The organism is Oceanispirochaeta crateris (genome assembly GCF_008329965.1).
Classification (GTDB): domain Bacteria; phylum Spirochaetota; class Spirochaetia; order DSM-2461; family DSM-2461; genus Oceanispirochaeta; species Oceanispirochaeta crateris.
The window spans coordinates 1,792,424-1,816,445 of record NZ_CP036150.1 but is presented as its reverse complement, the minus strand read 5'-3'; the positions used below and the strand labels follow the sequence as shown (position 1 = coordinate 1,816,445).

19 protein-coding genes are annotated in these 24,022 nt (G+C 45.7%); 10 read left to right on the top strand and 9 right to left on the bottom strand.

All coding sequences use genetic code 11. From position 1 onward, the window contains the following. Window positions 1-28: 28 nt before the first annotated feature. Both ygeW and arcC read right to left on the bottom strand, forming a co-directional pair. Window positions 29-1,225 (bottom strand): knotted carbamoyltransferase YgeW, encoded by a 1,197-nt coding sequence (gene ygeW, locus EXM22_RS08320; protein WP_149486068.1) that lies wholly within the window; start codon window positions 1,223-1,225, stop codon window positions 29-31. A 24-nt stretch (window positions 1,226-1,249) separates the two neighbouring features. Then, the gene (gene arcC / locus EXM22_RS08315) at window positions 1,250-2,206 is read right to left on the bottom strand and encodes a carbamate kinase (RefSeq protein WP_149486067.1); all 957 of its coding nucleotides are present in this window, start codon (window positions 2,204-2,206) and stop codon (window positions 1,250-1,252) included. Window positions 2,207-2,381: 175 nt separating this feature from the next. On the opposite strand from arcC, the gene EXM22_RS08310 reads away from it, so the two are divergent. Next, entirely contained in the window at window positions 2,382-3,020 is a 639-nt protein-coding gene (locus EXM22_RS08310; protein WP_168203413.1) for a helix-turn-helix transcriptional regulator, read from the top strand. Between the two features lie 85 nt (window positions 3,021-3,105). Here EXM22_RS08310 and EXM22_RS08305 read toward each other — a convergent pair whose 3' ends face one another. From EXM22_RS08305 to EXM22_RS08285, 5 genes are all read right to left on the bottom strand, one after another. Next, the gene (locus EXM22_RS08305) at window positions 3,106-4,311 is read right to left on the bottom strand and encodes a YgeY family selenium metabolism-linked hydrolase (protein ID WP_149486065.1); all 1,206 of its coding nucleotides are present in this window, start codon (window positions 4,309-4,311) and stop codon (window positions 3,106-3,108) included. A gap of 63 nt (window positions 4,312-4,374) precedes the next feature. After that, window positions 4,375-5,709, bottom strand: coding sequence for a putative aminohydrolase SsnA (gene ssnA, locus EXM22_RS08300; protein ID WP_149486064.1), 1,335 nt, complete (start codon window positions 5,707-5,709; stop codon window positions 4,375-4,377). Between the two features lie 13 nt (window positions 5,710-5,722). Next, on the bottom strand, window positions 5,723-8,827 hold the full coding sequence (gene ygfK / locus EXM22_RS08295) for a putative selenate reductase subunit YgfK (protein ID WP_149486063.1): 3,105 nt from the start codon (window positions 8,825-8,827) through the stop codon (window positions 5,723-5,725). Window positions 8,828-8,848: 21 nt separating this feature from the next. Beyond that, window positions 8,849-10,309, bottom strand: coding sequence for a pyridoxal-phosphate dependent enzyme (locus EXM22_RS08290; protein ID WP_149486062.1), 1,461 nt, complete (start codon window positions 10,307-10,309; stop codon window positions 8,849-8,851). A 3-nt stretch (window positions 10,310-10,312) separates the two neighbouring features. After that, window positions 10,313-11,500, bottom strand: a complete 1,188-nt coding sequence (locus EXM22_RS08285) for a threonine synthase (RefSeq protein WP_149486061.1) — start codon at window positions 11,498-11,500, stop codon at window positions 10,313-10,315. A gap of 482 nt (window positions 11,501-11,982) precedes the next feature. On the opposite strand from EXM22_RS08285, the gene pcnB reads away from it, so the two are divergent. Beyond that, complete coding sequence (pcnB, locus tag EXM22_RS08280) at window positions 11,983-13,143, top strand: polynucleotide adenylyltransferase PcnB (protein WP_149486060.1); 1,161 nt, start codon at window positions 11,983-11,985, stop codon at window positions 13,141-13,143. Here the strand turns inward: pcnB and EXM22_RS08275 are convergent. Further along, window positions 13,124-14,044 carry an Asp23/Gls24 family envelope stress response protein gene (locus EXM22_RS08275; RefSeq protein ID WP_246157094.1) on the bottom strand — a complete coding sequence of 307 codons (921 nt, stop codon included), beginning with the start codon at window positions 14,042-14,044 and terminating at the stop codon, window positions 13,124-13,126. The two genes, pcnB and EXM22_RS08275, sit on opposite strands and share 20 nt — an antisense overlap. Window positions 14,045-14,202: 158 nt before the next feature. On the opposite strand from EXM22_RS08275, the gene EXM22_RS08270 reads away from it, so the two are divergent. Genes EXM22_RS08270 through EXM22_RS08235 form a run of 8 tightly spaced genes read left to right on the top strand, consistent with a single transcriptional unit; the run spans window position 14,203 to window position 22,688 of the window. Further along, the gene (locus tag EXM22_RS08270) at window positions 14,203-15,702 is read left to right on the top strand and encodes a hypothetical protein (RefSeq protein ID WP_149486059.1); all 1,500 of its coding nucleotides are present in this window, start codon (window positions 14,203-14,205) and stop codon (window positions 15,700-15,702) included. Further along, the gene (gene rsxC / locus EXM22_RS08265) at window positions 15,699-17,039 is read left to right on the top strand and encodes an electron transport complex subunit RsxC (RefSeq protein ID WP_149486058.1); all 1,341 of its coding nucleotides are present in this window, start codon (window positions 15,699-15,701) and stop codon (window positions 17,037-17,039) included. Before EXM22_RS08270 ends, rsxC begins: the two co-directional genes overlap by 4 nt. After that, on the top strand, window positions 17,036-18,058 hold the full coding sequence (locus tag EXM22_RS08260; protein ID WP_149486057.1) for an RnfABCDGE type electron transport complex subunit D: 1,023 nt from the start codon (window positions 17,036-17,038) through the stop codon (window positions 18,056-18,058). Before rsxC ends, EXM22_RS08260 begins: the two co-directional genes overlap by 4 nt. Then, a complete protein-coding gene (locus tag EXM22_RS08255) occupies window positions 18,055-18,594 on the top strand; it encodes an RnfABCDGE type electron transport complex subunit G (RefSeq protein WP_149486056.1) in 540 nt (179 codons plus the stop codon). The genes EXM22_RS08260 and EXM22_RS08255 overlap by 4 nt, the downstream gene beginning before the upstream one ends. After that, window positions 18,595-19,218, top strand: a complete 624-nt coding sequence (rsxE, locus tag EXM22_RS08250; RefSeq protein WP_149486055.1) for an electron transport complex subunit RsxE — start codon at window positions 18,595-18,597, stop codon at window positions 19,216-19,218. 3 nt (window positions 19,219-19,221) lie between these two features. Continuing rightward, a complete protein-coding gene (locus tag EXM22_RS08245) occupies window positions 19,222-19,812 on the top strand; it encodes an electron transport complex protein RnfA (protein ID WP_149486054.1) in 591 nt (196 codons plus the stop codon). Between the two features lie 4 nt (window positions 19,813-19,816). Next, entirely contained in the window at window positions 19,817-20,662 is an 846-nt protein-coding gene (locus EXM22_RS08240; protein WP_149486053.1) for an RnfABCDGE type electron transport complex subunit B, read from the top strand. A gap of 31 nt (window positions 20,663-20,693) precedes the next feature. Continuing rightward, complete coding sequence (locus tag EXM22_RS08235; protein ID WP_149486052.1) at window positions 20,694-22,688, top strand: alpha-amylase/4-alpha-glucanotransferase domain-containing protein; 1,995 nt, start codon at window positions 20,694-20,696, stop codon at window positions 22,686-22,688. 9 nt (window positions 22,689-22,697) lie between these two features. Here EXM22_RS08235 and EXM22_RS08230 read toward each other — a convergent pair whose 3' ends face one another. After that, entirely contained in the window at window positions 22,698-23,948 is a 1,251-nt protein-coding gene (locus EXM22_RS08230) for a hypothetical protein (RefSeq protein ID WP_210411568.1), read from the bottom strand. Window positions 23,949-24,022: the final 74 nt, after the last annotated feature.

The following is a 24,022-nucleotide window of genomic DNA, read 5'->3' as shown; positions in this document are numbered from 1 at the left end:
AACTGCTCTTTTTTATCCCTATTGTGGATTATAGGATTCTGTTTCTATCCCGTTTTAGCATTTCCATCAGTTTCTCTGAAGGATTTTTAAATTTACTCGTAAAAATCATGGCTGCTATGATATAGGGTTTGAAGCTGGCTTCCTTGTAAAGAGGTACTCTGTAGCGGTCAAAAACCGAAGCGGCCACTTCTCCCTGTTTGCAGCTGACATCTGTGATATCCGCGGGCAGACAGTGCATGTACAGGGCTTCTGCATTCTTTGTTGTTTTCATAAGTTCTTCTGTGCATTCCCAGTCTGTATGCTTGGCATTCTGAGCGAGGAGTTCTTTTTCCAGAGTTTTAATTCCGTCAAAATCACCGGCACCATAGAGGTCTGTTCTCTTTTCCATGGCACTAAAGGGTGCCCAGCTCTTGGGATAGACGATGTCTGCGTCTTTGAAAGCATCTGCCATGGAGTTTGTTTTGACAAAACTTCCTCCGGAATTAGCCGAGTTTTTAGCTGCAATCGCTTCGACTTCGGGCATGACTTCATAGCCTTCGGGATGGGCCAGAGACACATTCATTCCAAAGCGTGTGAGAAGCCCAATGATTCCCTGTGGAACAGAAAGAGGTTTACCATAAGAAGGAGAATAGGCCCAGGTCATGGCAATCTTTTTGCCTTTCAAGTTTTCAACACCACCAAAATGATTGATCAGGTGAAGGGTATCTGCCATGCTCTGAGTGGGATGATCTATATCACACTGAAGGTTTACAAGAGTTGGTCGCTGCTCAAGAACGCCGTCCCGGTAGCCTTCTTCCACTGCCTTGGCTACATTCTTCATGTATGTATGACCTTTACCAATGTACATGTCGTCTCTGATACCAATGACATCGGCCATGAAGCTGATCATATTGGCTGTTTCCCGGACGGTTTCACCATGGGCAATCTGCGATTTTCCTTCATCCAGGTCCTGATCTTTCAGTCCAAGAAGGTTCAAAGCACTGGCATAGCTGAAACGGGTTCGTGTTGAGTTGTCGCGGAACAGGGAAATCCCCAATCCGCTGTCAAAGGCTTTGGAAGAAATATTACTTTCTCTCATTCCCCTCAAGATTTCAGCAACCTCGAATACGGCTGCAATTTCATCATCTGTTTTGTCCCATGTCAGCAGAAAATCTTTGAGGTACATATTCTCTGCTCTGAGGCAGGAAAGGTCTTTGATTCTCTCTTCAATTCCAATTCTATCCATTATTTTCTCCTATGTTACAATATATTAATCCTGCGTTATATGTGTGCCTGCACCCTTGAGTACAGCCTCTTTCAAATTGTCCGGGCTGGTGATGATGACTTCCCGGCCACCTCTTTCCAGAAAATCCAGGGCCGCCTTGATTTTTGGAGCCATGCTTCCCGGTGCAAAGTGTCCTTCCTTCAGGTATTGTCTCGCCTCTGATGCCTTTATGTTGGTCAGAATCATTTGATCCGGTTTTCCAAAGTTGAGGCATACTTCTTTGACACCCGTGGATATGATGAATACATCGGCATCCAGGGCATGGGATAAGAAGGCAGAAGCAAAATCTTTATCGATAACAGCATCAATGCCTTCCAGCTGACCCTCGCTGTTTTCAACGACGGGGATACCGCCTCCTCCTGCTGCCACGACACAATACTTATTCGATATCAGTGCTTTGATGGCTCCCAGTTCTATGATTTCCTGAGGAAGGGGTGAGGCAACAACCCTGCGGAACCCCCTGCCTGCATCTTCAACCAGTGTCCATTCCGGATAAGCAGCCCTGAGAAGGTGCGCCTCGTCGGCAGTATAGAACTGACCAATGGGCTTGGCCGGTTTCAGGAAGGCTTCATCTTTCTTGTCCACAAGAACCTGTGTCACAATGGTTGCAGCGGACTGTTTTATTTTACGCTTTCTGAACTCATTATCAAGGGCCTGTTGAATTTGGTAGCCGATGGCTCCCTGAGTATCGGCATCACAGTTTACAAGTGGGACAGGATGCATCTGGGCTGTTTCCCTGGCAATCTCAGACCTTCTGAGTATAAATCCTACTTGAGGACCATTTCCATGGGTGACTACGATGGTCATTCCTGCCTCCACCAGATCAGCGATATGACGGGCGGTTGTGCAAACAGCGGCATACTGATCTTCTACAGACATATGATCCTTATCAGCGATGAGGGAATTCCCTCCGATGGCAATGAGAGCCAATGATTCAGCCATAAAATCTCCCCTATGAAAATAACAATTAATAGATAGATTATAGATCTATTTACAAATATTTGGCAAGGTTTATTAAAATATTGTAAGAAAAGAAGCTTCTTTTTTGGCAGGGACCGTATTCTCTGATATAATGAAAGCATATTCATCCCGTTTTTGCGGGAATCCGGGAGTTTGTATGCCTCATTCTGATTCGTCTGATATTCTTAAGTCCTGTATTCCTCTGGTTCATGCTGTTGGTAAAACGATTGGTGTTGGAGAAGTGATACTCTATGATTTTCAGCGAGAACCGCCAGTGTTAATTGCCAGAGAAGGGGGAATCACCAGCCGTCAACCTGGAACACCGGCTTCTCAGCTCCTCTGTGATATGGTGGATGAAATGGAGGCCGCCGGCGAAACCATGCGTATAAACTATGAATCGGCCACAAAATCAGGAAAACCTCTCAAATCGACGACGGTTCTCATCCATGATAAAAAGGCACTTTTAGGAGCACTCAGCTTGAACATGGATATGAGCGCCATGAATATGCTCCAGCATTTTATCGATCAGTTTAGCGGGAAGGAGAGAGCTGACGGCCATGATGAAATGCCTCAGAATACTCAGGAGTTCCTGAATATTATGATTAGGAAAGGGATCGAGACCATAGGGAAACCTGTTTGTTATTTTGACAAGAAAGACAATCTGGAGGTTGTTCGCTTCCTCAATGAAAATCATATTTTTTCTATCAAGGGATCAACGGATAATCTGGCGGGAGAACTCAATGTCAGCCGCTATACAATTTATAATTATATTGAAGAGGTGAAGAATACTCTCTAATGATAGGAGACCAACATATAAGAATTCCATTCAAAAAAAAGCTGAAACTCAGTAGAGAGTTTCAGCCTTTTTTTTGGATTAAAAATTAGGAGAGTTTGTAGGGAAGCATGGCATAGAAAGCGCTGCAGATTACAAGGTCTTCTATTCTGTTCTTCTCATTGGGAGCGTGGGCTTCTGACTCATCTCCGGGTCCAAACCCAATCATGGGGATTTTATGGCGTCCGCAAATGGCAACTCCATTTGTTGAGAAGGTCCATTTATCTACAACGGGAGCCTTGCCGAATAGATCCGTGTGTGCGGATACTCCAGCCTTGACAATTTCATGGTCTTCATCAATTTTCCATGTGGGGAAATAGAGTTCCTGGCTGTAATCTGTATTCTTCCAGCCCCTTTTGCTGTAATCGGGCATGGTGACAGACTCGGGTTCTTCACCCAGGGCTTCTGTGATGTATTCTTTGACCTGACTGATGGCAAGGGCCGCATCCTCACCCCATGTGAGTCGGCGGTCAAGGTAGAGCATGGCCTGGTCGGGAACGGCACACTGGGAGGGGCCGTTGACCTTCATTTCTGATACGACGATGGTTCCTTTTCCAAGGAAATTCTCTGCATCAGGTTTTAATTCGGAGTTCAGTTTCTCCATGGCCAGAGCGGCACGGCTGGCTTTGTAGGCCGCACTCACGCCTCTTTCAGGAGCAGATCCATGGCTGGATATTCCTTTCAAGGTCACAACCATTTCCATTCTTCCCCTATGGCCTCTATAGAGACGGCAGCTTGTGGGTTCGGTAGAGACGGCGAAGTTGGGGATGAGCTTTTCTTCTTCAATCAGATATTTCCAGCACATTCCGTCACAGTCTTCTTCCATGACAGTGAAGGTGAAGTAAACAGAATAATCCTTATCATATCCCAGATCTTTGAGGATCTTTCCAGCTGTGATCATGGAGGCAGCACCCCCTTTCTGGTCAGATGTTCCCCGTCCCCACACATATGTATCATCGATTTCTCCGGAAAAAGGATCCTTTTTCCAGGCACTCAGGTCTCCGGTGGTGACCGTATCGATGTGTGCATCAAAGGCTAGAATCTTAGGTCCTGATCCAATACGGCCGATAACAGAACCCAATCCGTCAAAATAGACTTCATCAAATCCTGCTTCTTCACACATCTCTTTGATTTTTCGGCAGACCGCCTCTTCCTCTGAGCTGTAAGATTTTATTTTAACCATTTCTGAAAGCAAAGTTGCTGTGTAGTCTCTGTATTCTTCTGCTTTGGCGCGAATCTCTTTTTCAATACCCATTGTTTTCTCCTGTATCTTATTTATTAGTCTCTGAACCAGGTGTACAACCTGGCATAATATAAATTACTTAGAATCATCCAGTTTGTTCATGTTTTCCCAGAGTCTGGCCGCATTCTCCCTGGCTTCTGCATAGATTTCTTTTTCATCAAAAGGAAACTTTCGGTCTTTCATGACGACCTTTCCGTCTATGACGACAGATCGTACAGACCCGGCAGATTGTCCAAAGGCCATGTGACCAGCTATGTTTTCGCCCTTGAGAGGAGTCGGGTTTCTATAATCTGACACAACAAGATCCGCTTTAAACCCTTTCTCAATGCGGCCGAAACGGCTGTCAAAATTCCTTTCAAGGAGGGTGTTTCCATTATGAAGGAAGTTTAGAAAGTCACCTGGCCAGAGAGGGCCACCCGTATCCTTGTGTTTAAAGTAGGCAAATTTGAACTCTTCCCACATATCACTGCCGATGCCATCTGTTCCCAGGGCTGCATTTTTGATTCCACCCAAGTGCTGCTGGGCACCAACATTGTTATTCATGTTGGAGCGGAAGTTTACCACCAGAAAGCTGTTTCTTTCATCGAGGATATTTCTTTCCTTTTCCGAGAGGTAGAGGCCGTGGGCAATGAGTGACTTGCTATTGAGCAGGCCGTGTCTGTCCATCCTCACCAAAAGGTCTTCGTCGTAATGGTGGTGTGAGTGGGCGGCGTCATACTTGTCTTCGGCGACATGGATATGGATTCCCCGTCCCGTAGCATCGATGGCATCCTTGAGCATCTTCATTCCACTTTCCGGTATGGTGAAGGGAGCATGGCCCCCAATATGGGCTTCATAGAGGCCTGACCATTTTCCAGCCTCTTTTTCTTTGTCAATTTCATGGGCCATCCGCACATTTTCAGCGACTCCGGCTTCCATTTCTGACATGCCGTTACGATCGGATGTTTCATAGCAGCTCATCCCGCGCAAACCGGTTTGTTCAAAGCTTTGCTTCATCACAGACAGGGAGCCTTCAATGAAGGAGGGTGAGGAGTGGTGGTCTATGACCGCCGTTGTTCCGTTTCGTATGGCATCGAGGGAACAGATGAGGGCACTCGATTTCAGAATATCCTTGTCTATGGCCCGATCTAGGCGCCACCAGAGGTTTTTCAGGATGGAGATAAAATCCGGTGAGGGGTTTATATCCGCCAAAATTCCTCTGGAAAGACCGGAGTAAAAGTGGTTGTGACTGCACACCAGTCCGGGATGGACAATATCTCCGTTCAAATCCCATACCTCATCGGCCTTTAAGCCCTCCGAGGCCCCGGGACCAGCCGCAGCAATCATTCCGTTGTCAATCACAAGATCCCAGCCCCGGTGGACTTCGGGAGGTGAGAAGTTGACGACAGTCGCATTTTTAATAATCAGCATATTCTGCTCCTTTTTAGAGTTCTACTGGACCGTTATACCAGTTGTAGTCGGTGAGGATTGTTTTTAAAATCCTGGCTGTTTTTTCACCTTCCACTCCACCGGGTATTGTTCCACTCAATTCGGAACCGTTCCAGTTCAATGTCATAACAGCGCCGCTCTGGCGGAGGGTAATTTCAGACCCTTTTACAAAGAATCCGTTGTTGTCACTGCCGTCAAAGTCATCTTTTGTGCTGAAAACAGTAATTTTATCCTTGTAGGGACGTCCTTCCCAGGGGCAGAACCGGGCACAGTTGCCACATTCGTTGCAGTAGGCATCTACATGAAGGATCTGGGTCTCCTGAGAGAATCCATCTTTTCCTGTACGGATGACCACATTGGCCCTGTTGGGACAGACATCTACGCATTTATCACAAACAACATCACACTGAAGGCAGCGACTGGCTTCCACCTGAGCCCAATGGGCTGTTGTGTCAGAATCGGGAGCGCTCTCTGTCATTTCTGATTTCCGATGCAGAAGGTCTTTCATTTCAGCTGGTTCCAGAGCTTCCGCCTGAACTGCTTCCAGGGTGACTCCCACTTTGGCCAGAATATGGTTAACCGCTTTTCTGGCACTTCCCATGGCTCCTACTATGGAATCCGGACCGGTTTGGGCATCTCCTACAAGAAAAACACCCGGGATTTCTGTTTCATGGGTTTTGTTGTTTACCTGGACCCATTTTTCGCTAACGGGGAGCCCCATCGATCGAAGAGCCTCTTTGTTGACAGTTTCACCTATGGCGGTGATCAGAGTGTTGACTGGGAACTCTTCGTACTCATCAGTAACTACTGGTCTTCTCCGGCCTGATTCATCGGGTTCTCCCAACTTCATAACAGAGCAGCGAAGTTTGCCATCCTTGATAAACTCTTTCGGATTCCTCAAGAAGTGAAAACTGATTCCCTCTTCCAGGGCGTCGTAGTATTCTTCTCTGTCCGCGGGCATTTCTTTCAATGTCCGTCTGTAGATAACACTAACTTTTTTTACACCAGGCGCTCTGACGGCAGAACGAGCCGAATCCATGGCGGTGTTTCCACCGCCCACGACGGCGACATTTTCACCAAGCTGGCATGTTTCTGGGTCGTGGCGGAACTTTTCAAGGAAATCCAGTGAGGTCATGACCCTGCCTCCGGGGAGATCTAGAGTATTGTCCTTTTCCGCTCCAATGGCGATGAGGATGCTGTCATACCCCTTGTCTTTCAGTCCCTCAATGGTTAAGTCTTTCTGGTCAAAATGGAAATCCACATCATGCATGCGGATAAAATCCATGTCGTTCTCGATTTGATCCAGAGGCATCCTAAAGGAAGGAAGCACGTAGCGGATCACTCCGCCGGGTCCGTCCGCTCTTTCGAACACAGAGACCTCCATACCCCCTCTCCTTAAGAAATAAGCGGCGGCCAGACCGGCAGGTCCAGCGCCGATGACGGCGGCCTTAGCGCTTGTTCCCTTACCGGGTTTTAAGAATCGTTTCAAATACTCCTCAAAACCTTCCTGAGCGGCAATCTTTTTCATTTCCCTTATTTTTACAGTCCCATCATAGTCTAAACGGGTACAGTTGTAGTGACACTTGTGATCACAGATCCAACCGGTGATGAAGGGGAGGGGATTCTTGTCGTAGATGACCTGAAGGGCATCTGCATAGCGACCCTGACCGACTAAACGGAGGTATTCCGGGACATCCTGATGGATGGCGCAGGCCGTTTTGCAGGGGGCAACGGCACAGTCATAAAGAGGCAGTTCCTCTTCTGTTGAAATGACATCCGTTCCTCTCCAGCCTTTCTTATACTCTTTGGCTGTCATGGCCTTTTCAGCCAAGACTTCCAGAGCTTTTAAATCGATATTTTCTCGGTTCCAGTCCTGAATTTCCTTTGATTTGTCTATGCTCCTGGCCATTCGACCGTATCCACCGGGTTTGAGTAGGTCCGTGGCCATTGTTACAGGACGTATTCCTGTTTCGATGATCTCTTTCATATTGAAAACACTGGCTCCACCGGAAAAAGAGATGGGGAGGGTCCCCTTGAATTCTCGGCTTAATTTCAATGCTACCTGGATGGAAATGGGGAAAAGGGCTCGCCCGGACATATACATTTCATCTCCGGGCAGAACGGTTTTGTTGTTGACCGATCCCAGAGTGTTTGTCAATTTAACACCAAAGCTGAGTCCCTGTTTTTTGCCCAGATCAATGAGTCTTTTCAGCATTGCCACAGCATCGGGATACTGCAGATCGTGTTCAAAGCTTTCCGGATTTAAGGCGACGTAATCATAATCCAGTTCATCCAGAATCTGTCTGACTCGATCGTATCCCAGAAGGGTCGGATTCAGTTTGACAAAGGTGTGGATCTTTTTCTCGGTGAGCAGATAAACCGCAATCTTCTCTATCTCTTCGGGGGGGCATCCATGCATGGTACTCAGAGTCATGGACCGGCACAATTCGGGGGATATTCTATCGGCCAAACCCTTGAGCTTTTCCGCTTTTCCTTCCAGTCCCGTCCCCTTCAAGAAGGAGGGATTTGCGGCATAGGCTTCCAGTTCCTTTTTATATTGAAGAAACTTCTCTTCCTTGGCGCTGTTCATCAAGCGGTTGATAAACTGATCCATTCTCGGATTCTGAATACCCTTCAGATCATAACCCACAGACATATTGAAAATAAACTGTCTGTCAGGATGATCTTCAAAGAGGGCTTCCAGCATATGAAGTAGGAACCAGCCTTTCAGGTACTCATCGTAGGCCTTGTCCAGGGTGAATTCTGTGGACCATTCGGTATTGAATCCTTCATCCTCGGCATCAATACAAGGTTTTTCAATTTCAAGAGTATCCATGATCTGCACGGTTTTCAGCTCGAAGAACCGGGCTCCCGCCGCCCAGGATGTGACAATATTCTGAGCTAATTGAGTATGAGGACCAGCCGCAGGCCCCACGGGGGTGGCGGCGGTTTCCCCAAACAGGACCATGGGTGAGTGACTTCCGCCATCTGTACCTGAGAGTTCTTTGTTGAAACTGAAAATTTTACCTTCCAGGGCATATTCTTCAAAGGTTCTTTTAACCAGTTCCCCAAAGGAAACCGGGTGCATAATATCAGTCATACCTATTCCTCTATTTTTAAATTAGCTCTTATCGATAATTGAATTGAATTCTTCGATTAAGCTATCAATTTCACCAGCCTGTTCCAGAGTTCCGTACCAGTAGTTGTCATGGTCATACCACTGATCGTTCAACTCACTCAGTTCCCGTCCCTGCTGTTCGATCCAGGTGAAGTATTTGAGGTTATGAATAGACTTTTTATCATAGTAGTTGAGCTCTTTCAGATGATCGATTCCCTGTCCCTGAATGAGCTGGATATCCCGTTCGGCCTGAGCGCTTGTGTAGGGGCCTCTTGCCTGGGCCAGTTCCTGAACTCTGGATCCGTAGAGTTCCATGGAGTCTGTCGCAATGGTCACGACATAGTCTTTTTCTGTCAATTCGCTGTACTTGGCAAATTTAATGGCCGCCAGAACATTGGCAACCCCGGAAATACCCAGAAGATCAAGCTGATCGACTAATTCCGCAGAGACTCCACCAGATTTCAGGCTGTCACGACCGATTTTTTCGTTGAAAAGGCGAATGAGGCGCATGGGGTCTTCGTCATCAATGGCTGCGATGAAGTCGCTGTCTTTACAGTTGTGAACCCAAGGAACATGTTTGTCGCCTATTCCTTCGATTCTATGGGCTCCAAAACCATTTTGCAGGAGGGTCGGACACTGGAGGGCTTCGGCGGCAATGATCTTTGTAGCGGGAAATACTTTTTTAAGGTAGGAACCGGCAGCCAGAGTTCCGCCTGAGCCTGATGAAGAGACAAATCCTGCCATTTTATCGCCTTCTTTCATGTAATATCCCAGGACTTCCTCGATGGCGCTTCCTGTTACGTTGTAGTGCCACAGGGGATTTCCCATTTCGTCAAACTGGTTGAAGATTCGAAGATCCTGGCCGGATTCTCTGAGTTCCCAGCATTTGTCAAAGATTTCTTTTACATTGGATTCTGATCCAGGAGTGGCAATCACTTCTCCGGCAACTTTTTTAAGCCAGTTAAATCGTTCTTCACTCATCTCTTCGGGAAGGATGGCGATGGCTTCACTGGCCAATAGAGAGGAGATGTAGGCTCCTCCGCGGCAGTAGTTTCCTGTTGATGGCCATACTGCCTTGGTGGTTTTGGGATTGAACTGTCCCGTGATCAGTCTGGGGGCAAGACAACCATAAGTGGCTCCGACTTTGTGAGCTCCCGTAGGAAACCATTTCCCTGTCAATACAATGATATTCGCTTTGCATCCAGTGAGAGCCGGTGGAAGAACCAGATGATTGACCTTTCCGAAGAGACCGCCTGATTCAACGGCTTCATTTTTCCAGCTGATACGGTAGAGATTGATAGGATCAATATCCCATAATCCGGTTTTCTTCAGTTTGGCCTTTGCTTCTTCGGGTACCAGTTCTGGGTTTTTCATCATGGCATAGGTCGGAAGTTTAATCCCTTTAGATTTGCAGTACTCCGCATTGTTCTTCTGAATTTCTTTGTTTACAGTAAAATCGATCATCTCTTATCCCCTTACGTCTTTTATTGTATGAATACTTTGTTCAGGTACATGAATTCCCTTCATGGCTGTAGCTGTATCTTTTAATCCGCTGCCTGTTGCCAGGACAACGACTGTTTCACCTGCTGAAATTTTATCCCTGTGTTTTACTAGTCCCGCCCAGGCGGCGGCTCCCGCGGGTTCGGTAAATAAACCTGATCCGCTGGACAAATGAGTTTGAGCCTGGATGATCTGTTCGTCGCTGACGGTGATCACCTCTCCCTGAAACTCGTTTAAATAGCGCAGTGCGGTATACCCGTTTCGGGGAATATCCACAGAAATGGAGTCCGCAATGGTGCTGCTGGGGCTGTCGTCAAAGCTCCCGGACTTCCACGCTCTATAAAGGGCATTGCTCCCTTCGGCCTGTACCGCCGTAATGCGGGGCATTTTTTTTATCAAGCCAAACTGCAAGAGGTCCTTGAAACCTTTGTACACACCGCCCAATATACATCCGTCTCCGGTGGGAACAATGACTCTGTCGGGAGCTTTGTCACCCAACTGGCTGAATATCTCAAGAGATACCGTTTTTTTACCTTCCATGGTCATGGGGTTCCAGGCCGTATTCCTATTCATACCGCCCATGATTTCTGAGTACTCCAAGGACAGGTCGTAGGCCATATCGTAGTTACCGGCCACCTTGTAAACTGTAGCACCGTACTGCAGAGCCTGTATCATCTTGGCTGGTGGAGCCGTCTCAGGCAGGAACAACACGATTTTTTGACCGGCGGCAGCGCCGATGCCAGCCATGGAAGAACCGGCATTGCCTGTTGACGCTAAAACGATGCTATTGATTCCGCACTGTTGAGCATAGGCGGAAACAAGGACTGACGCCCTGTCTTTGAAAGATCCTGTCGGATTTGACCCGTCGTTCATGATAAACAGTTCGGGCAATTTCATTTCCTCACACAATCGAAGGGGGTGCCACAGTTCTCCAGTAATTCTGGGAACAGGAGGAAAGAATTCTAAAGGAACAGGTAGTAATGCCACATTCCTGTCGGCAGGAGACGGGGGCAGAGTTCCCTCTGCCAACACTTCCAGAACTCCCCTAAGTGGTTCATTGTCTCTTTGATTTTTTTGACAGGAAGGGCAGGTGGTCAGCTCCGGGTCAAGGTCGTATGTGCTGCCGCATTCGCTGCATTGGTATTTGAATTTCATGAGTTTTCTTCCTTGTTGAATGACGAATCAGTCTGTATTCCACTAATACTCATTATTTTATAATAAATAAAATCTCTACTATTGTAACAGGTTCTGACGGAAGGAAAAGAGAAATTACTAATTTTTTTGTAAAAACTACAATTTTATTGTAAGTGAACCCCATCATTCCACAAATCCGGGTGTATTCGGGTGATTTTTTAAGGAGCGAATACGGCAGGAACGAAATCTTTTGCTTTACAATCTGCTCCATGTTTCCAATAATGACTGCCATACCCTTCTGTTTTGTGTTCTGTCCCTGCATCTTCCGTTGGTCATGCAGGGATGGGGGGTATCCCGGTTCTGGTTTTCTGCACTTGAAATCTGTTTATGAAATGATATAAAATGATCTTTTGTATAGGCTGTTCATTTGATGCCGGCCTTTAAGTCAATAGGAAAAAATCTGTCATCCCCTGGATGATGGTTTACTGGTAAGAATAACTGCAATGCTGATAAGATATGGAAAAAATAGCAAGGGCCGCCTCATTAAGCAGGCTAAAGTATATACACTTGACGAACACGGAATAAACCGCGGGAGCCTGGATCGTGATGCTCTGAAAGTCACAGATCGTCTGAGATCCGCAGGTTACCAGGCCTATGTCGTGGGCGGGGCTGTAAGAGACCTCCTCATAGGCAAAATTCCAAAAGATTATGATATTGCCACCGACGCATACCCTTCCAAGGTTAGGAAGATATTTAGAAATTCCCGTATCATAGGAAAACGCTTCCGACTGGTTCACGTCTATTTTCCACAAAACAAGATATTGGAAGTCGCAACCTTCCGTTCTCTCGAAGGGGGGGAGGGCGATAATGTTTATGGTACAATAGACGAAGATGCCAACAGACGGGATTTTACTCTCAATGCCCTGTATTATTCTCCCCGGGAAGAGCAGATCATTGATTATCATGATGGAGTCAAAGATATAAGAACAAAAAAACTCCGCTCCGTCATTCCTCTGGATATTACGTTCAAGGAAGATCCGGTTCGGATGCTCAGAGGAATTAAATACTCCGTAATGACAGGAGCCAGGATTCCCTGGCGTTTGAGGCAGGCAATCAAAAAAGAGGCACCGCTACTGGCCGAGTGTTCCGTTTCGAGGATGTCCGAAGAGATTTTTAAGATTCTCCAGTCGGGGTACTCCGAAGCCATATTTAAGAGAGCAGAAGAATTGAAAATTCTGGAATTCCTTATCCCGAGGATTCATGATTCCCTGGCAAAGAGTAAAGACGGCAGGGGATATAGGAAAAGCTTTTACCGGGATATGCAGAAGTTGGATAAGTACATAAAAAAAGAAGGAAAGGATAAAAAAAGAGGGAAAATGCTCTATTTCCTGACCCATACCTTCCTCATGGAGACGACCTCCCTCCATGAAGAAACCGAAACTCAATACAGCGATACAGTCAATGCCGTTAAAGAGTACCTGCGACCTATGATCGCTCCCAACCGGGATGTTATGGAAGCAGTAAAGCTCTTGTTTAGGCAGAATCAATGGAAGATTCCCAGGAAACGACCACCTTTTAAGGGGACTCCTTCTCCCAGAAACAAACAGGCGAAACAAGGTCATAAACCAGCTTCGTCAAGACGATCTACTCCAGCGAGTCGTTAGACTTCTTTTTCCATTTCGATACCCTGGCTATTTCAATATCCACTTCTTCGATGAGTATGCCTGTAAAACGTTCTATCTTATCCAGGACATAGGCCTGAAGATCGTGGAGGTTTCCACCCAATTGACTGCCGTAACCGGCTTCTATGTAAATCTTAATGCGGTATCCCCGGCGATCTTTTTTCACAGAAATTTTAATGACTTTGATTTCACAATCGTATTCATCTATGCAATGCAGGATCATCTGGCCCAAGGCTGCCTCTGATATCTTGACAGTCCCTCTTTTCTTTTCAGTGGCAAATTCGGGGGTCACAACGGCTTTTTCAAAAATCTGTGTTTCTTTTTTAAACCCAAAACTCCTTCTGAAGAGGATCTTGATCGAATCCTGGAGAATATGAGAGTAATCTGTTTTGATTTCAATGGAAGGAACCGGTATTATATGCTTCCCTTCAGAATAACGAGCCTGTATGGCTTTTTCGATTTCTTCCCTGCTGGCAATATCTTCAATCTTTATCAGTTTATTGACAGGTGGAAGCCCCAGGCGTTGAGTCATCTTGTTTACCATTTTTTCTGAGGTACCTATGAGCAGGATCTTTCTTACTTTTTCTTTTTTTATGGTCTCTCTAATTTCGAGTCTGTGCTGGGGGTCATCAAAAAGAGCTGTTTTAATAGCCCCCATGTAGAGCTTCTCTTTTTTTGCTGATTTGCCGGCAATGATTCTGTTGCCGTTGATAAGAAGACCATCGTCAATGATGTAGGGTATGTTGTATTTCTCTGCAAGGAGACGGGCCCTGAAACTCTTTCCAGTTCCGCTTTTTCCAATGAGGGCATAAACATGGATACCGCTGAAAGTGGCTACGATTGTCATAAGAGATTTTTTTATTTTTTCAGTGTTGAAGCTCATGTTATCAAATATAACCAATCCCTTAGGTCAGGTAAATGGAAAAGCACTGTATGGACCATTGTTTTATTCATATTCATTCTTGACAAAGAAGAGACATAAACGGAAAATTATCCAAATGGCCTACTACCAATGGAGACTCTCATATAAGTGTGGATTGAATGAGTAATCTGCGCTCTCGTAATCCCTTGTTTTCAGCTGCGGGAATCATTCTGGTTCTTCTTAGTTTTTCAGGGTTATTTGTTGTTTCCAGCCATTGGTCTTATGAAGGGAATTTCTGGAAAGCTTGGTATCCTGTTCTTATTCCCAGTCAGTCTATGAATGCGCAAAGGGAAGAATCTCTCATGAATCTCGGCTCTGGTTTACTCATTAGTGAAGCTACCAGCACTGTTGAATATAATAGTTATAACCATTTTAAAAGGGTCTCCCTTAAGGACCTGCGGAACGGAGATGAACTCTATCCTTCAGATCCACGGTATGATCCCTATATGAAGGGTGTTCAAAACTATTTCAACCAAGGAATATATAAGATATTCTATTTACCAAGCAGCCAATCTCCTTTAAAATACAGCTGGCAGTTTTCCCAATCCGAAAAATGGAACGGGGTGGGGTTGTTATTCCCTGATGCAGAATTCCCAGTTGTGGAAGTCCTGCTCTTTTCTTTGACCCTGATTCTTTTGTGCTGGAAATCTCCGGGTTTCCTCATATCGGGATTAGCCCTTTTTTTGTCGGGGTTTCAGAGTGTAATGGCCTGTGAGAGTCAATTTCTATTGATTCTTGCTGTAACGGCCTTATTCATAAGTTTCCTTACAGACGGAAAATCTAGTTTTAAGCTGTATTGGATACTTCCTCTCCTTCCAGCCTGCATGGCTGTTTATGGGGATGTCATAGATCTTCAAGAGTTGATGATGGTCGTTTTTATCCTGACGTCAACTATGGGTTCCTGTTTTATCAATCAGGGAATCAGTCTCGATAGAACCCGGAAATCTATCGTCAGGAAAGGGGTTGATCATGTCCTTTTTGAGCCAGTGTCTCTGCTGGATAGGAAGGATGTTGCTATGAAACAGAGGATTTCGCCCCTTCTTCTTGCAGCCGCTTTGGCTGTTATGGTTCAGGTCCTTGTCTCCTGGCCGGGAATGACATATTTGCCAGTTCCCATCCCTTCGGCACAAGCTTCTGGCGGTCAATGGGATGCTTTGGAATTGAATCCGGATGGAGCCTTGAGCACATATCCGGATACGGAAGATTTTTTGAGGCATAAGGCGTTTCAGGAATCTTTCATGTACGGAGGCAGTTATCTACTCCCCAGACCGGGGTCGACAATTACTCTGGAGGATTTTGCCGTTCAGGAAGGGCGAATCACCGAAACGAGCCGAACTGTGCTTGAGTTTGATTCTTCCTGGTTTGAGACCCGGCTGGCCCATATGATGGAATCCGGTCCGGCTTTACTCTTGAGAAGCGAAGATGGGCCACCCATTGTTCTCTCTCGGGACTCTATACTTACTGGAATTCGTCCGCCTTTACTTCTGGTATTGGCGGTACTAATAGTTATCTATGTCTTGATCCAATCTCCCGGAATACACCCGATCCACAGGAACAGGATCGTCCGGGGTTATGGAAAATCTATATTTGTCCTAAGGAGGAAGCAACAGGCAGCATGAGTCGGTTTAAAACTTTCCCAAAAGGGGGAATCCACCCTACTGATTACAAGGAAGCAACCTGCAACAAAGAAGTTCAGAATGCCAGTTTAACCAGTACTGCGATCATACCCCTATCACAACATATTGGTGCTCCCAGTGAGTGCCTCGTACAGAAAGGCGATCTGGTCGAAGAAGAGCAGATAATTGGTAAATCAGGTGGTTTCGTATCCGCTAATATACATTCCCCGGTTCCAGGGGAAGTGTTGGAGATCAAAAAGATCTTTCTTCCCAACGGTATGGCCGTAGATGCGGTCGTTATCGAAGTGAAAGGTGAATTCAAACGCCTGGGCAAAGATGCTGATCTTCGAGACTGGTCTGGTATGAGCAATGAAGAAATCAGTGCGAAAATCGCTGAAATGGGTATTGTCGGTCAAGGTGGGGCAACATTCCCCACCCATGTCAAACTCAGCCTCCCCAAAGGGAAAAGCTGTGAGACTTTTATAATCAATGCTGTAGAATGTGAGCCCTACCTTACATCGGACCATCGGATCATGCTTGAAAAAGGATCTGAAGTTCTAGAAGGTATTCAGATAATGCAGCGTCTGCTTTCTCCTTTGAAAACAGTCATTGGTATCGAAGCAAACAAGATGGACGCCGTAGAACTTCTTCAGTCTCTTATCACTGAAAAGGGTCTGGATATCGAGGTCATGCCTCTAGAGGTGAAATATCCTCAGGGTGCTGAAAAAAACCTTATCAAAGCCATTACGGGTAGAGAAGTTCCTTCGGGCAAACTGCCACTGGAAGTCGGAGTGATCAATGCGAATGTTGGTACATGTCTTTCAGTTTATGAAGCCCTGGTCTTGGATAAACCTGTAATCGAACGAGTCGTTACAGTCTCGGGAGGAGCCATCAAGAATCCTTCCAATCTGAAAGCTAGAATCGGTACATCCTTCAGGAGTCTGATTGATGACTGTGGTGGTTTTTCAGAAGAACCGGTGAAGATTATCGCCGGGGGACCCATGATGGGTTTTGCCGTGTATGATCTGGATACTCCTGTGACAAAAGGTACCAGCGGTATTCTGGCTCTTACCTCTAAAGAAATCAAAGCAGCCAAACCAACTCCCTGTCTTTCTTGCGGCCGTTGTGTTTCCTCCTGTCCCATGGGACTCAATCCTACAAAAATCTTCAAATATATTGACTTCAATATGACAGAAGAGGCCCTGGAAGCTGGATTGATGGACTGCGTTGAATGCGGTTCCTGTTCTTATATGTGTCCAGCACATATTCCTCTGGTTCAGGGGTTTCGGGGCGGTAAAAAAATTATTCGTAAGAAATCTATGAAGAAGGCGGGTCAATGAAAGACAAACTCTTAGTTACCAGTTCACCTCAGTTTCATCACCCTCAGAGTACGGCTTCCATTATGTGGACTGTTTCGCTCTGTCTGCTTCCTGCAGGAGTCTGGGGTATTTATATTTTTGGAATGAGAGCCCTCCTCGTCACTTTGACAGCCATAGTGGCTTCAGTAGGAACCGAAGCTCTTCTTGGCCTGATTAATAAAGATAAGACAATCTTTGACGGGAGTGCTTTTTTAACAGGACTGCTTATAGGTTATAATATGCCTCCAGCAGTTCCTCTGTATGTGATTGTTTTTGCTTCAGTCTTTGCCATAACCGTAGCCAAATGGACCTTTGGCGGATTAGGTGCCAACTGGATGAATCCGGCATTGGCAGGACGTGTTTTCGTATTCTTTTCCTGGACCAGCGGGATGACTCGCTGGACTCTTCCTCATCCGGGATCAGCAGATGTCATAACCGGTCCTACCCCCTTGGGGTCCATAAAGTCTGGACTGATGACCATGGCAGACACAATCACAGGGCCCATGGATTTGCTGGCCGCAGAAGGGGTTCCCGTTTCCTATATGGACCTTTTCCTGGGACGGATTCCCGGTTCTATCGGTGAAGTATCAGCATTACTGCTCATTTTGGGTGGACTCTTCCTGTTGATCAGAAAAATCGCCAACTGGGAGATCGTTGCCTCTTACCTTGGAAGCTTCGTCCTTCTCGTCTGGGTATTCGGTGGCTTCAGATACGGTCAAGGATTATTTTCCGGAGATGTTCTATTTCAATTATTCTCTGGGGGATTGATGCTTGGTGTATTTTTTATGGCCACAGATATGGTTACTTCTCCTCTGACATCCAAGGGAATGCTTGTGTATGGTGTCGGCTGCGGTTTTATGACTTACCTGCTCCGCTTTTTCGGATCTGTTCCCGAAGGAGTTTCACTGGCAATCATTTTTATGAACATCTTTGTCCCTCTTATCAACAGAGCTTTTCAGCCTGATAAATTCGGGAAGCTTATAGAGGAGGAAGCCAAATGACAGCGACAATGGAAAAAGCCGGGAAACTGGCACTGATATGTGCGCTATCGGCTCTTATTTTAGGAGTTGTCAATTCTATAACTGAACCAGCTATTGCTATAAGAAAAGCCGCAGAATTGAAAGCCGCTCTTTCTTCTCTTTTAGAAGAAGGAACTCCGGGAGCCCGGGAAGATCTAAGCGATTCAAGTGTCATTCTTTCCCGTTATCCCGTGGAAGCCACGGGCGATTGGATTTTGGAGCTGAATGGTAAAGGCTATGGCGGTGATATGAAGATTTTGGCCTCCTACAGAAAAGACGGATCAATCATGGATGTTGTGCTTATGGACAATTCAGAGACTCCCGGTCTGGGTAAAAAAGCTGAAAAGTCTGAGTATATGGATAAATTCCGCGGCAGCGGTGGTTCAACTCCCGTTCCCGTTTCAAAGGATGCTCTGGAGTCACCCGACGCAGTCAGCGGAGCCACAATTACATTCGTTGGAATTGCCACACCTCTTCAAGAGGGGTCTGTCTATGTTCAATCTCTGGGAGATAAGTAAATGAGTGATATTAGTAAAGGGTTTATCAGAGAAAACCCCATATTTATTTTGATGCTGGGTCTCTGTCCCTCCCTGGCCGTTTCCACTCAGGTGGTCAACGCCCTGGGGATGAGTGCCGGTACAGTTTTTGTTTTGCTGGGTTCCAATATTATGGTAGCCCTTTTAAAGGATTTTATTCCTGATGAAATCCATATTCCTGCCTATATCGTCATCATCGCAACCTTTGTAACACTGGTAGATTTGTTGATGCAGGCCTATGCGCCGGGACTTTCAAAGAGTCTAGGTGTTTTTGTACAGCTCATCGTTGTTAACTGTATTATTCTAGGAAGAGCAGAGGCTTTTGCCAGCAAAAACACGGTGAAGGATTCCATTGTGGATGCTCTGAGTATGGGTTTTGGATTCTTTTTCGGTCTTACCCTCATTGCCCTCATCCGGGAAGTTCTGGGTGCCGGTACAATTACTCTCTTCCCCATGGGAAGCTTTAATGGTGTTATCGAAATTCCAGGACTTTCCAGTTCTCCCATTAGAATTATCTCACTGTCTGCTGGTGCACTCTTTGTTGTGGGGTACCTAAAGGCTGTATTCAACTGGATCAGTTCCCGTCCTGTAAAGGAGGAAAATTAAATCATGAGTTATTTTGCAATAGTCATAACCTATATTTTTATCAGCAATCTGATTCTGGCTCAGTTCTTGGGTCTTTGTCCCTTCATCGGAGTTTCAAAAAATGTAGAATCTGCGGTGGGGATGGGATTTGCTGTAACATTTGTCATGTCCATAGCGTCCCTTGTGACCTGGGCCTTGTATCACCTTATTCTGATGCCTCTGGGGTTGGCATACCTTCAGACCATTGTCTTCATTTTGACAATTGCCTCCCTCGTCCAGCTTGTGGAAATGGTAGTTCAGAAGTATTCTCCCGTCCTATATAAAGCTCTGGGAATCTATCTTCCCCTGATTACAACGAACTGTGCCGTAATGGGGATCGCCCTCATCAATATTAAGAGTGGATACAATGTTCTGGAAAGCTTTACCGCCGGTATTGCAGCCGGGATGGGATTTCTTCTGGCAATATTGCTGATGTCGGCTATACGAGTACAAATGGAAACTGAGAGGGTTCCCCGATTTTTAAAAGGGGCTCCCATTGCTTTTATCAGCGGTGGTCTCATGGCAATGGCCTTTATGGCCTTTGACAACTCATTGCTGAACAATCTTGTAGGATAAATAAATGGATGTAATTTTAAGAATATTCTGGGGATTCCTCTCAACCGTTCTCTTCGGTGGACTCCTCGGATTGGGATTGGCAGTTGCCTCCCGTAAACTGAAAGTAGAGAAAGATGAAACCGTAGAAGCTCTAGACGGGGTTCTTCCCGGGCTGAACTGCGGGGCCTGTGGTTATGCAGGATGCGGCGGTTATGCAGAAGCTCTTGCAGCCGGAAAAGATGAAGATTTGACAAAATGTAAACCCGGTGGCGCTGTTGCTCTGGCGGGAATTGGAAAAATTTTGGGCGTGGAAGTCGATACTAATGCCGTAAGAATGGTGGCCTATGTTCACTGTTTGGGCAAAGAAGGTGTTGCTTCCCGCAGTTACAATTATGAAGGTCTGGAAGATTGCAATGCCGCCACTGTGCTATTCAGCGGTGATAAAGACTGTAAATATGGATGTCTTGGTTTGGGAAGCTGTATGAATGTTTGTCCCACCAATGCCATCAGAAAAACAGGAGACGGTCTGGTTGTCGTCAATCCGGATCTCTGTATTTCCTGTGGTAAATGTGTTGACATCTGTCCTACAGGGGTTATGCGCATGATTCCCGAAGATGCAGATTTTGTTGTGGCTTGTAATTCCCGGGATAAAGGGAAGCTGACAAAGAGTAATTGTAAGGTTGGTTGTATCGCTTGTAAAATCTGTGAGAAAAAATTTCCAGAAGCAGGCTATAAAATACAAGATAATTTATCTATTCTGGGTTATGATAATAGAGGACCGGGCAGGGCGGAAGCCGTTGAAAAATGTCCGGCAAAATGTATTATTCCATATAGAGAAGTGAAAATTGAAGAAGCATCCAGTGCGGGCTGATAGAGTTCGCCTCTGTGTGTCAGCTCCATAAATGAAAAAAATAAAGCTGGTATTCGGAACCCACAGTACACAAGCCCTCGATCTTCCTGAGCATTTTTATGAAGATGTGTATCAGAAGGCGTATAAACCCTTTCTGACTTCTGTGTATAATTTTCCGGATCTGGCTTTGTCTCTCCACTATTCAGGACCCATCCTCTCCTGGCTGGAGAGGCGTCATCCTGAGTTTATAACTGTTCTGCGGGAGATGGTGGAACGCAAACAGGTGGAACTCTTGGGAGGCGGTTATTATGAACCGATCCTTCCTTTCATCCCTACTTCTGACAGAGTGGGGCAAATAGAGATGATGACCACCTATTTGAGGAAAAATTTCGGACGCCGATCCAGAGGATTCTGGCTTGCCAGACAGATCTGGGACAATCAGATGGCCCACACACTGAAAAGTTGTGGCATGGAGTATACCTTTCTTGATGACACCCGTTTCCGTGGAGCAGGAATACCTGAATCGAGGATGTATCATCCTGTTTTAACAGAAGAACAGGGAAAGTCTATTCAGATCTTTCCCATCTGTAAAAGAATTCAGGATATGATGTTTCACCAAAAGCCCGACGTCATCATGGATGAATTATGCAAGCTAGCAGTAGACAGCAGCAGAGATGCTGTTGTCTCCCTCATTTTACCCGGTGAAAAGTTAAATCATGAGAAGGGGCTGGAATATGTGCCCTGCGATACCCACTGGTTAGAAGAGTTTTTTAACACCCTATCCAATTACAAAGATAAAATTGAGTCCATACTGCCAGGTCGTTTCGTACGAGATCCCGCTCCCCTGGATAAACGTTATTTTTCGACCTCCAGTTTTCAGGAATTGATGGAATGGAAGAAGGATATTTATTCTCCAACTCCTGATGAACAGGCCGGAAATTGTAATTACAGGCATTTTTTAACAGTCTATCCCGAAAGCAATCTGCTTTATTCAAAAATGATGTATGCCCAAATTCTGTCCAATCAGGTCAGGGGTGATAAATATAGAAAAAGATCCTCTAAAGAGGAGCTTTGGAAGGGGCAGAATCATAGTCCCTTCTGGCATGGACCCAGTAAAGGAATCTATAATATTCAGCTCCGGCACAATGCCTATCGTTTTTTGATTGAGGCTGAAAAAACCACCCGTGAAAAGGGAATCTTTATACCCGCCCTTACGCAAATGGATTTTGATATGGACGGATTGAATGAATACCTCTACCAAGGACATATCCTCAATGCCTATTGCCATTTAAAGGGCGGAGCTCTCATCGAACTTGACTACATGCCCTCCAGCTGGAACTATCTGAATACCCTCAGCAGGCACCGAGACAGTGTGGTGAGCGGGAGAAAGAAAGATACCTATCTCAGGAAAGCCTTTCATGATCACTTCCTTGAAAAAACGGATATCTCTTCTTTTAAAGATGGTACCTACAAGGAAGAAGGAGATTTTCTGGGAGGATATTATGATGTTCAGACCCATAACCGGGAAAAACATCTCCTTGTTTTGCACAGGAATGGGAGGATTGACCGAAACGGTACAAAACATCCACTAAGAATAAGAAAACAGTACGATTTCAAGAGGAACAGTGTTGAACTTCAGTATGAAATAACCAATACGGGGTATGAGAAGGTCAGTTACAACTTTTCAAGTGAATTGAATCTCTCTCTGCCGGCTCCAACAACTTGTGAGTCCAAGTTTTTCTATATCAACGGTCAGGACGATTTTCTTGAAATTGAGGATCAGGTAGCCGAGTTGGAAAATCTGAAGATTCTTCAGGTTCAGGATATTATGAATAATACATCCATACAATTGGAGTATTCCATTCAGCCCGGGTTATTCTGGTGCTTGCCTCTGGAAGTTCCCTACAATGGTCATAGTGATGATGATCTTCTGTATCAGGGGACGACCCTCATGCCACACTGGGATATTACTCTCTTTCCTGGGGAAAGCTGGACCGTTGATATCAGTTTGAAAGTGGGTAAGAGTCGGGGAAAAGCCTTCGCCTAAGTGTTCTTTTTAATCGAGATTCCTGCTTAAATCCCTTTTCTTTCTCTGTTCATAAATACTTGAAATCCATGCATTGGATTCGCTGTAATACACCTCTCGTGAACTGAGAAAATCCATGAAGGCGTATTCAAGATTTCCAAGAAAATAGTTTGCCTGACCCTTGTAGAAGAAAAGGCGGCTTTTTATTTCTTCATCAAAAGTAATTTTTAGTTGTTCTTCTGTCCCAGTAAGAATGCTTTCCCAATCATTGTGTCTCATCAGGTTATTGACCCAGGATGTTTCTGTTGGACCCTGTTCTGCTCGGTCTACACTGAGAAGCTGAGCCTGGCGCCATACGGCGGGATGGACTGCCTTGCCAAGGTTGAGACTGGCCAGGGAATTCTCTGTTTCGGAGGATAACTCAACAGGTATGGAGGGGACTCCCGGATCGGGAAGCTTGTTGCCCTTCTCAATATCCAATTCGACATTCAAAAGTGGCAGTGGTGCTGGACGGGACGTGTAATGATAGATTTGGGAGATGTCGGGATTCAAGTCTTCCAGAGGGATCGTGACGCCCTGGGGAGTCACACTACCGTCATACAGGAGGACAGAGCTGCCAGATTCATATAATTCCTTGTCTACAAGGGCATAATAGAAGGGAATTCCGGGAATGACCTGATCTCTCAATTCAATGGTTTCATTGAGAAAAACCCGGATTTTTGTCGCCTTGGAAAGATCCTCTCTTTTTTCCATGGGCTCCGTGCTTCTAAATAGAATGACAGCTCGTTGAGGACGGCTGCTCCTGCCTTTTATAAGAAGGGATTGAGCCTTCGGAAGAACCTCTAAAGATGAGATTCTGGTGGCTTTCTCTTCCTGGATGTCCATGACAGCAGCACTGACACTTTCCATTGTCATATTTCTATAGGGGATGAAGACATCAAAGAGAATTCCATCCTCTTCTGCCAGTATCAAGAAGTAGCGGGGGATAGAATCCCCCGGCTCGTAGAGGTAATTTTCTATCCCTTGGCTGAGGGTTGCAATTTTCTTCTCGTAGATAAAACTTTCAGGATCAATGGGACTCATTGATTCATAGATGTTGTATGTGGGGTTGTTTAGATTCTTGGCATCTTTCCATGTCAGGAGAATCCCTGTTCCCTTTGTCTTGGCGCTCAAACGGGAGGGAAAGGGAGCATAAACTTTTTTGAGTTCACTCTCAGCTGTTTGTGCCGATATTTGCCCTGTCAGAAGGCACAGCAACAGAATATATAGAAGTTGTTTCATTTTTTTCATAGTCGTCCCATACTCAATGATCGGCAACTTTGCCTTTAATCAGAACAAAAAAAGTACTCTGCCGT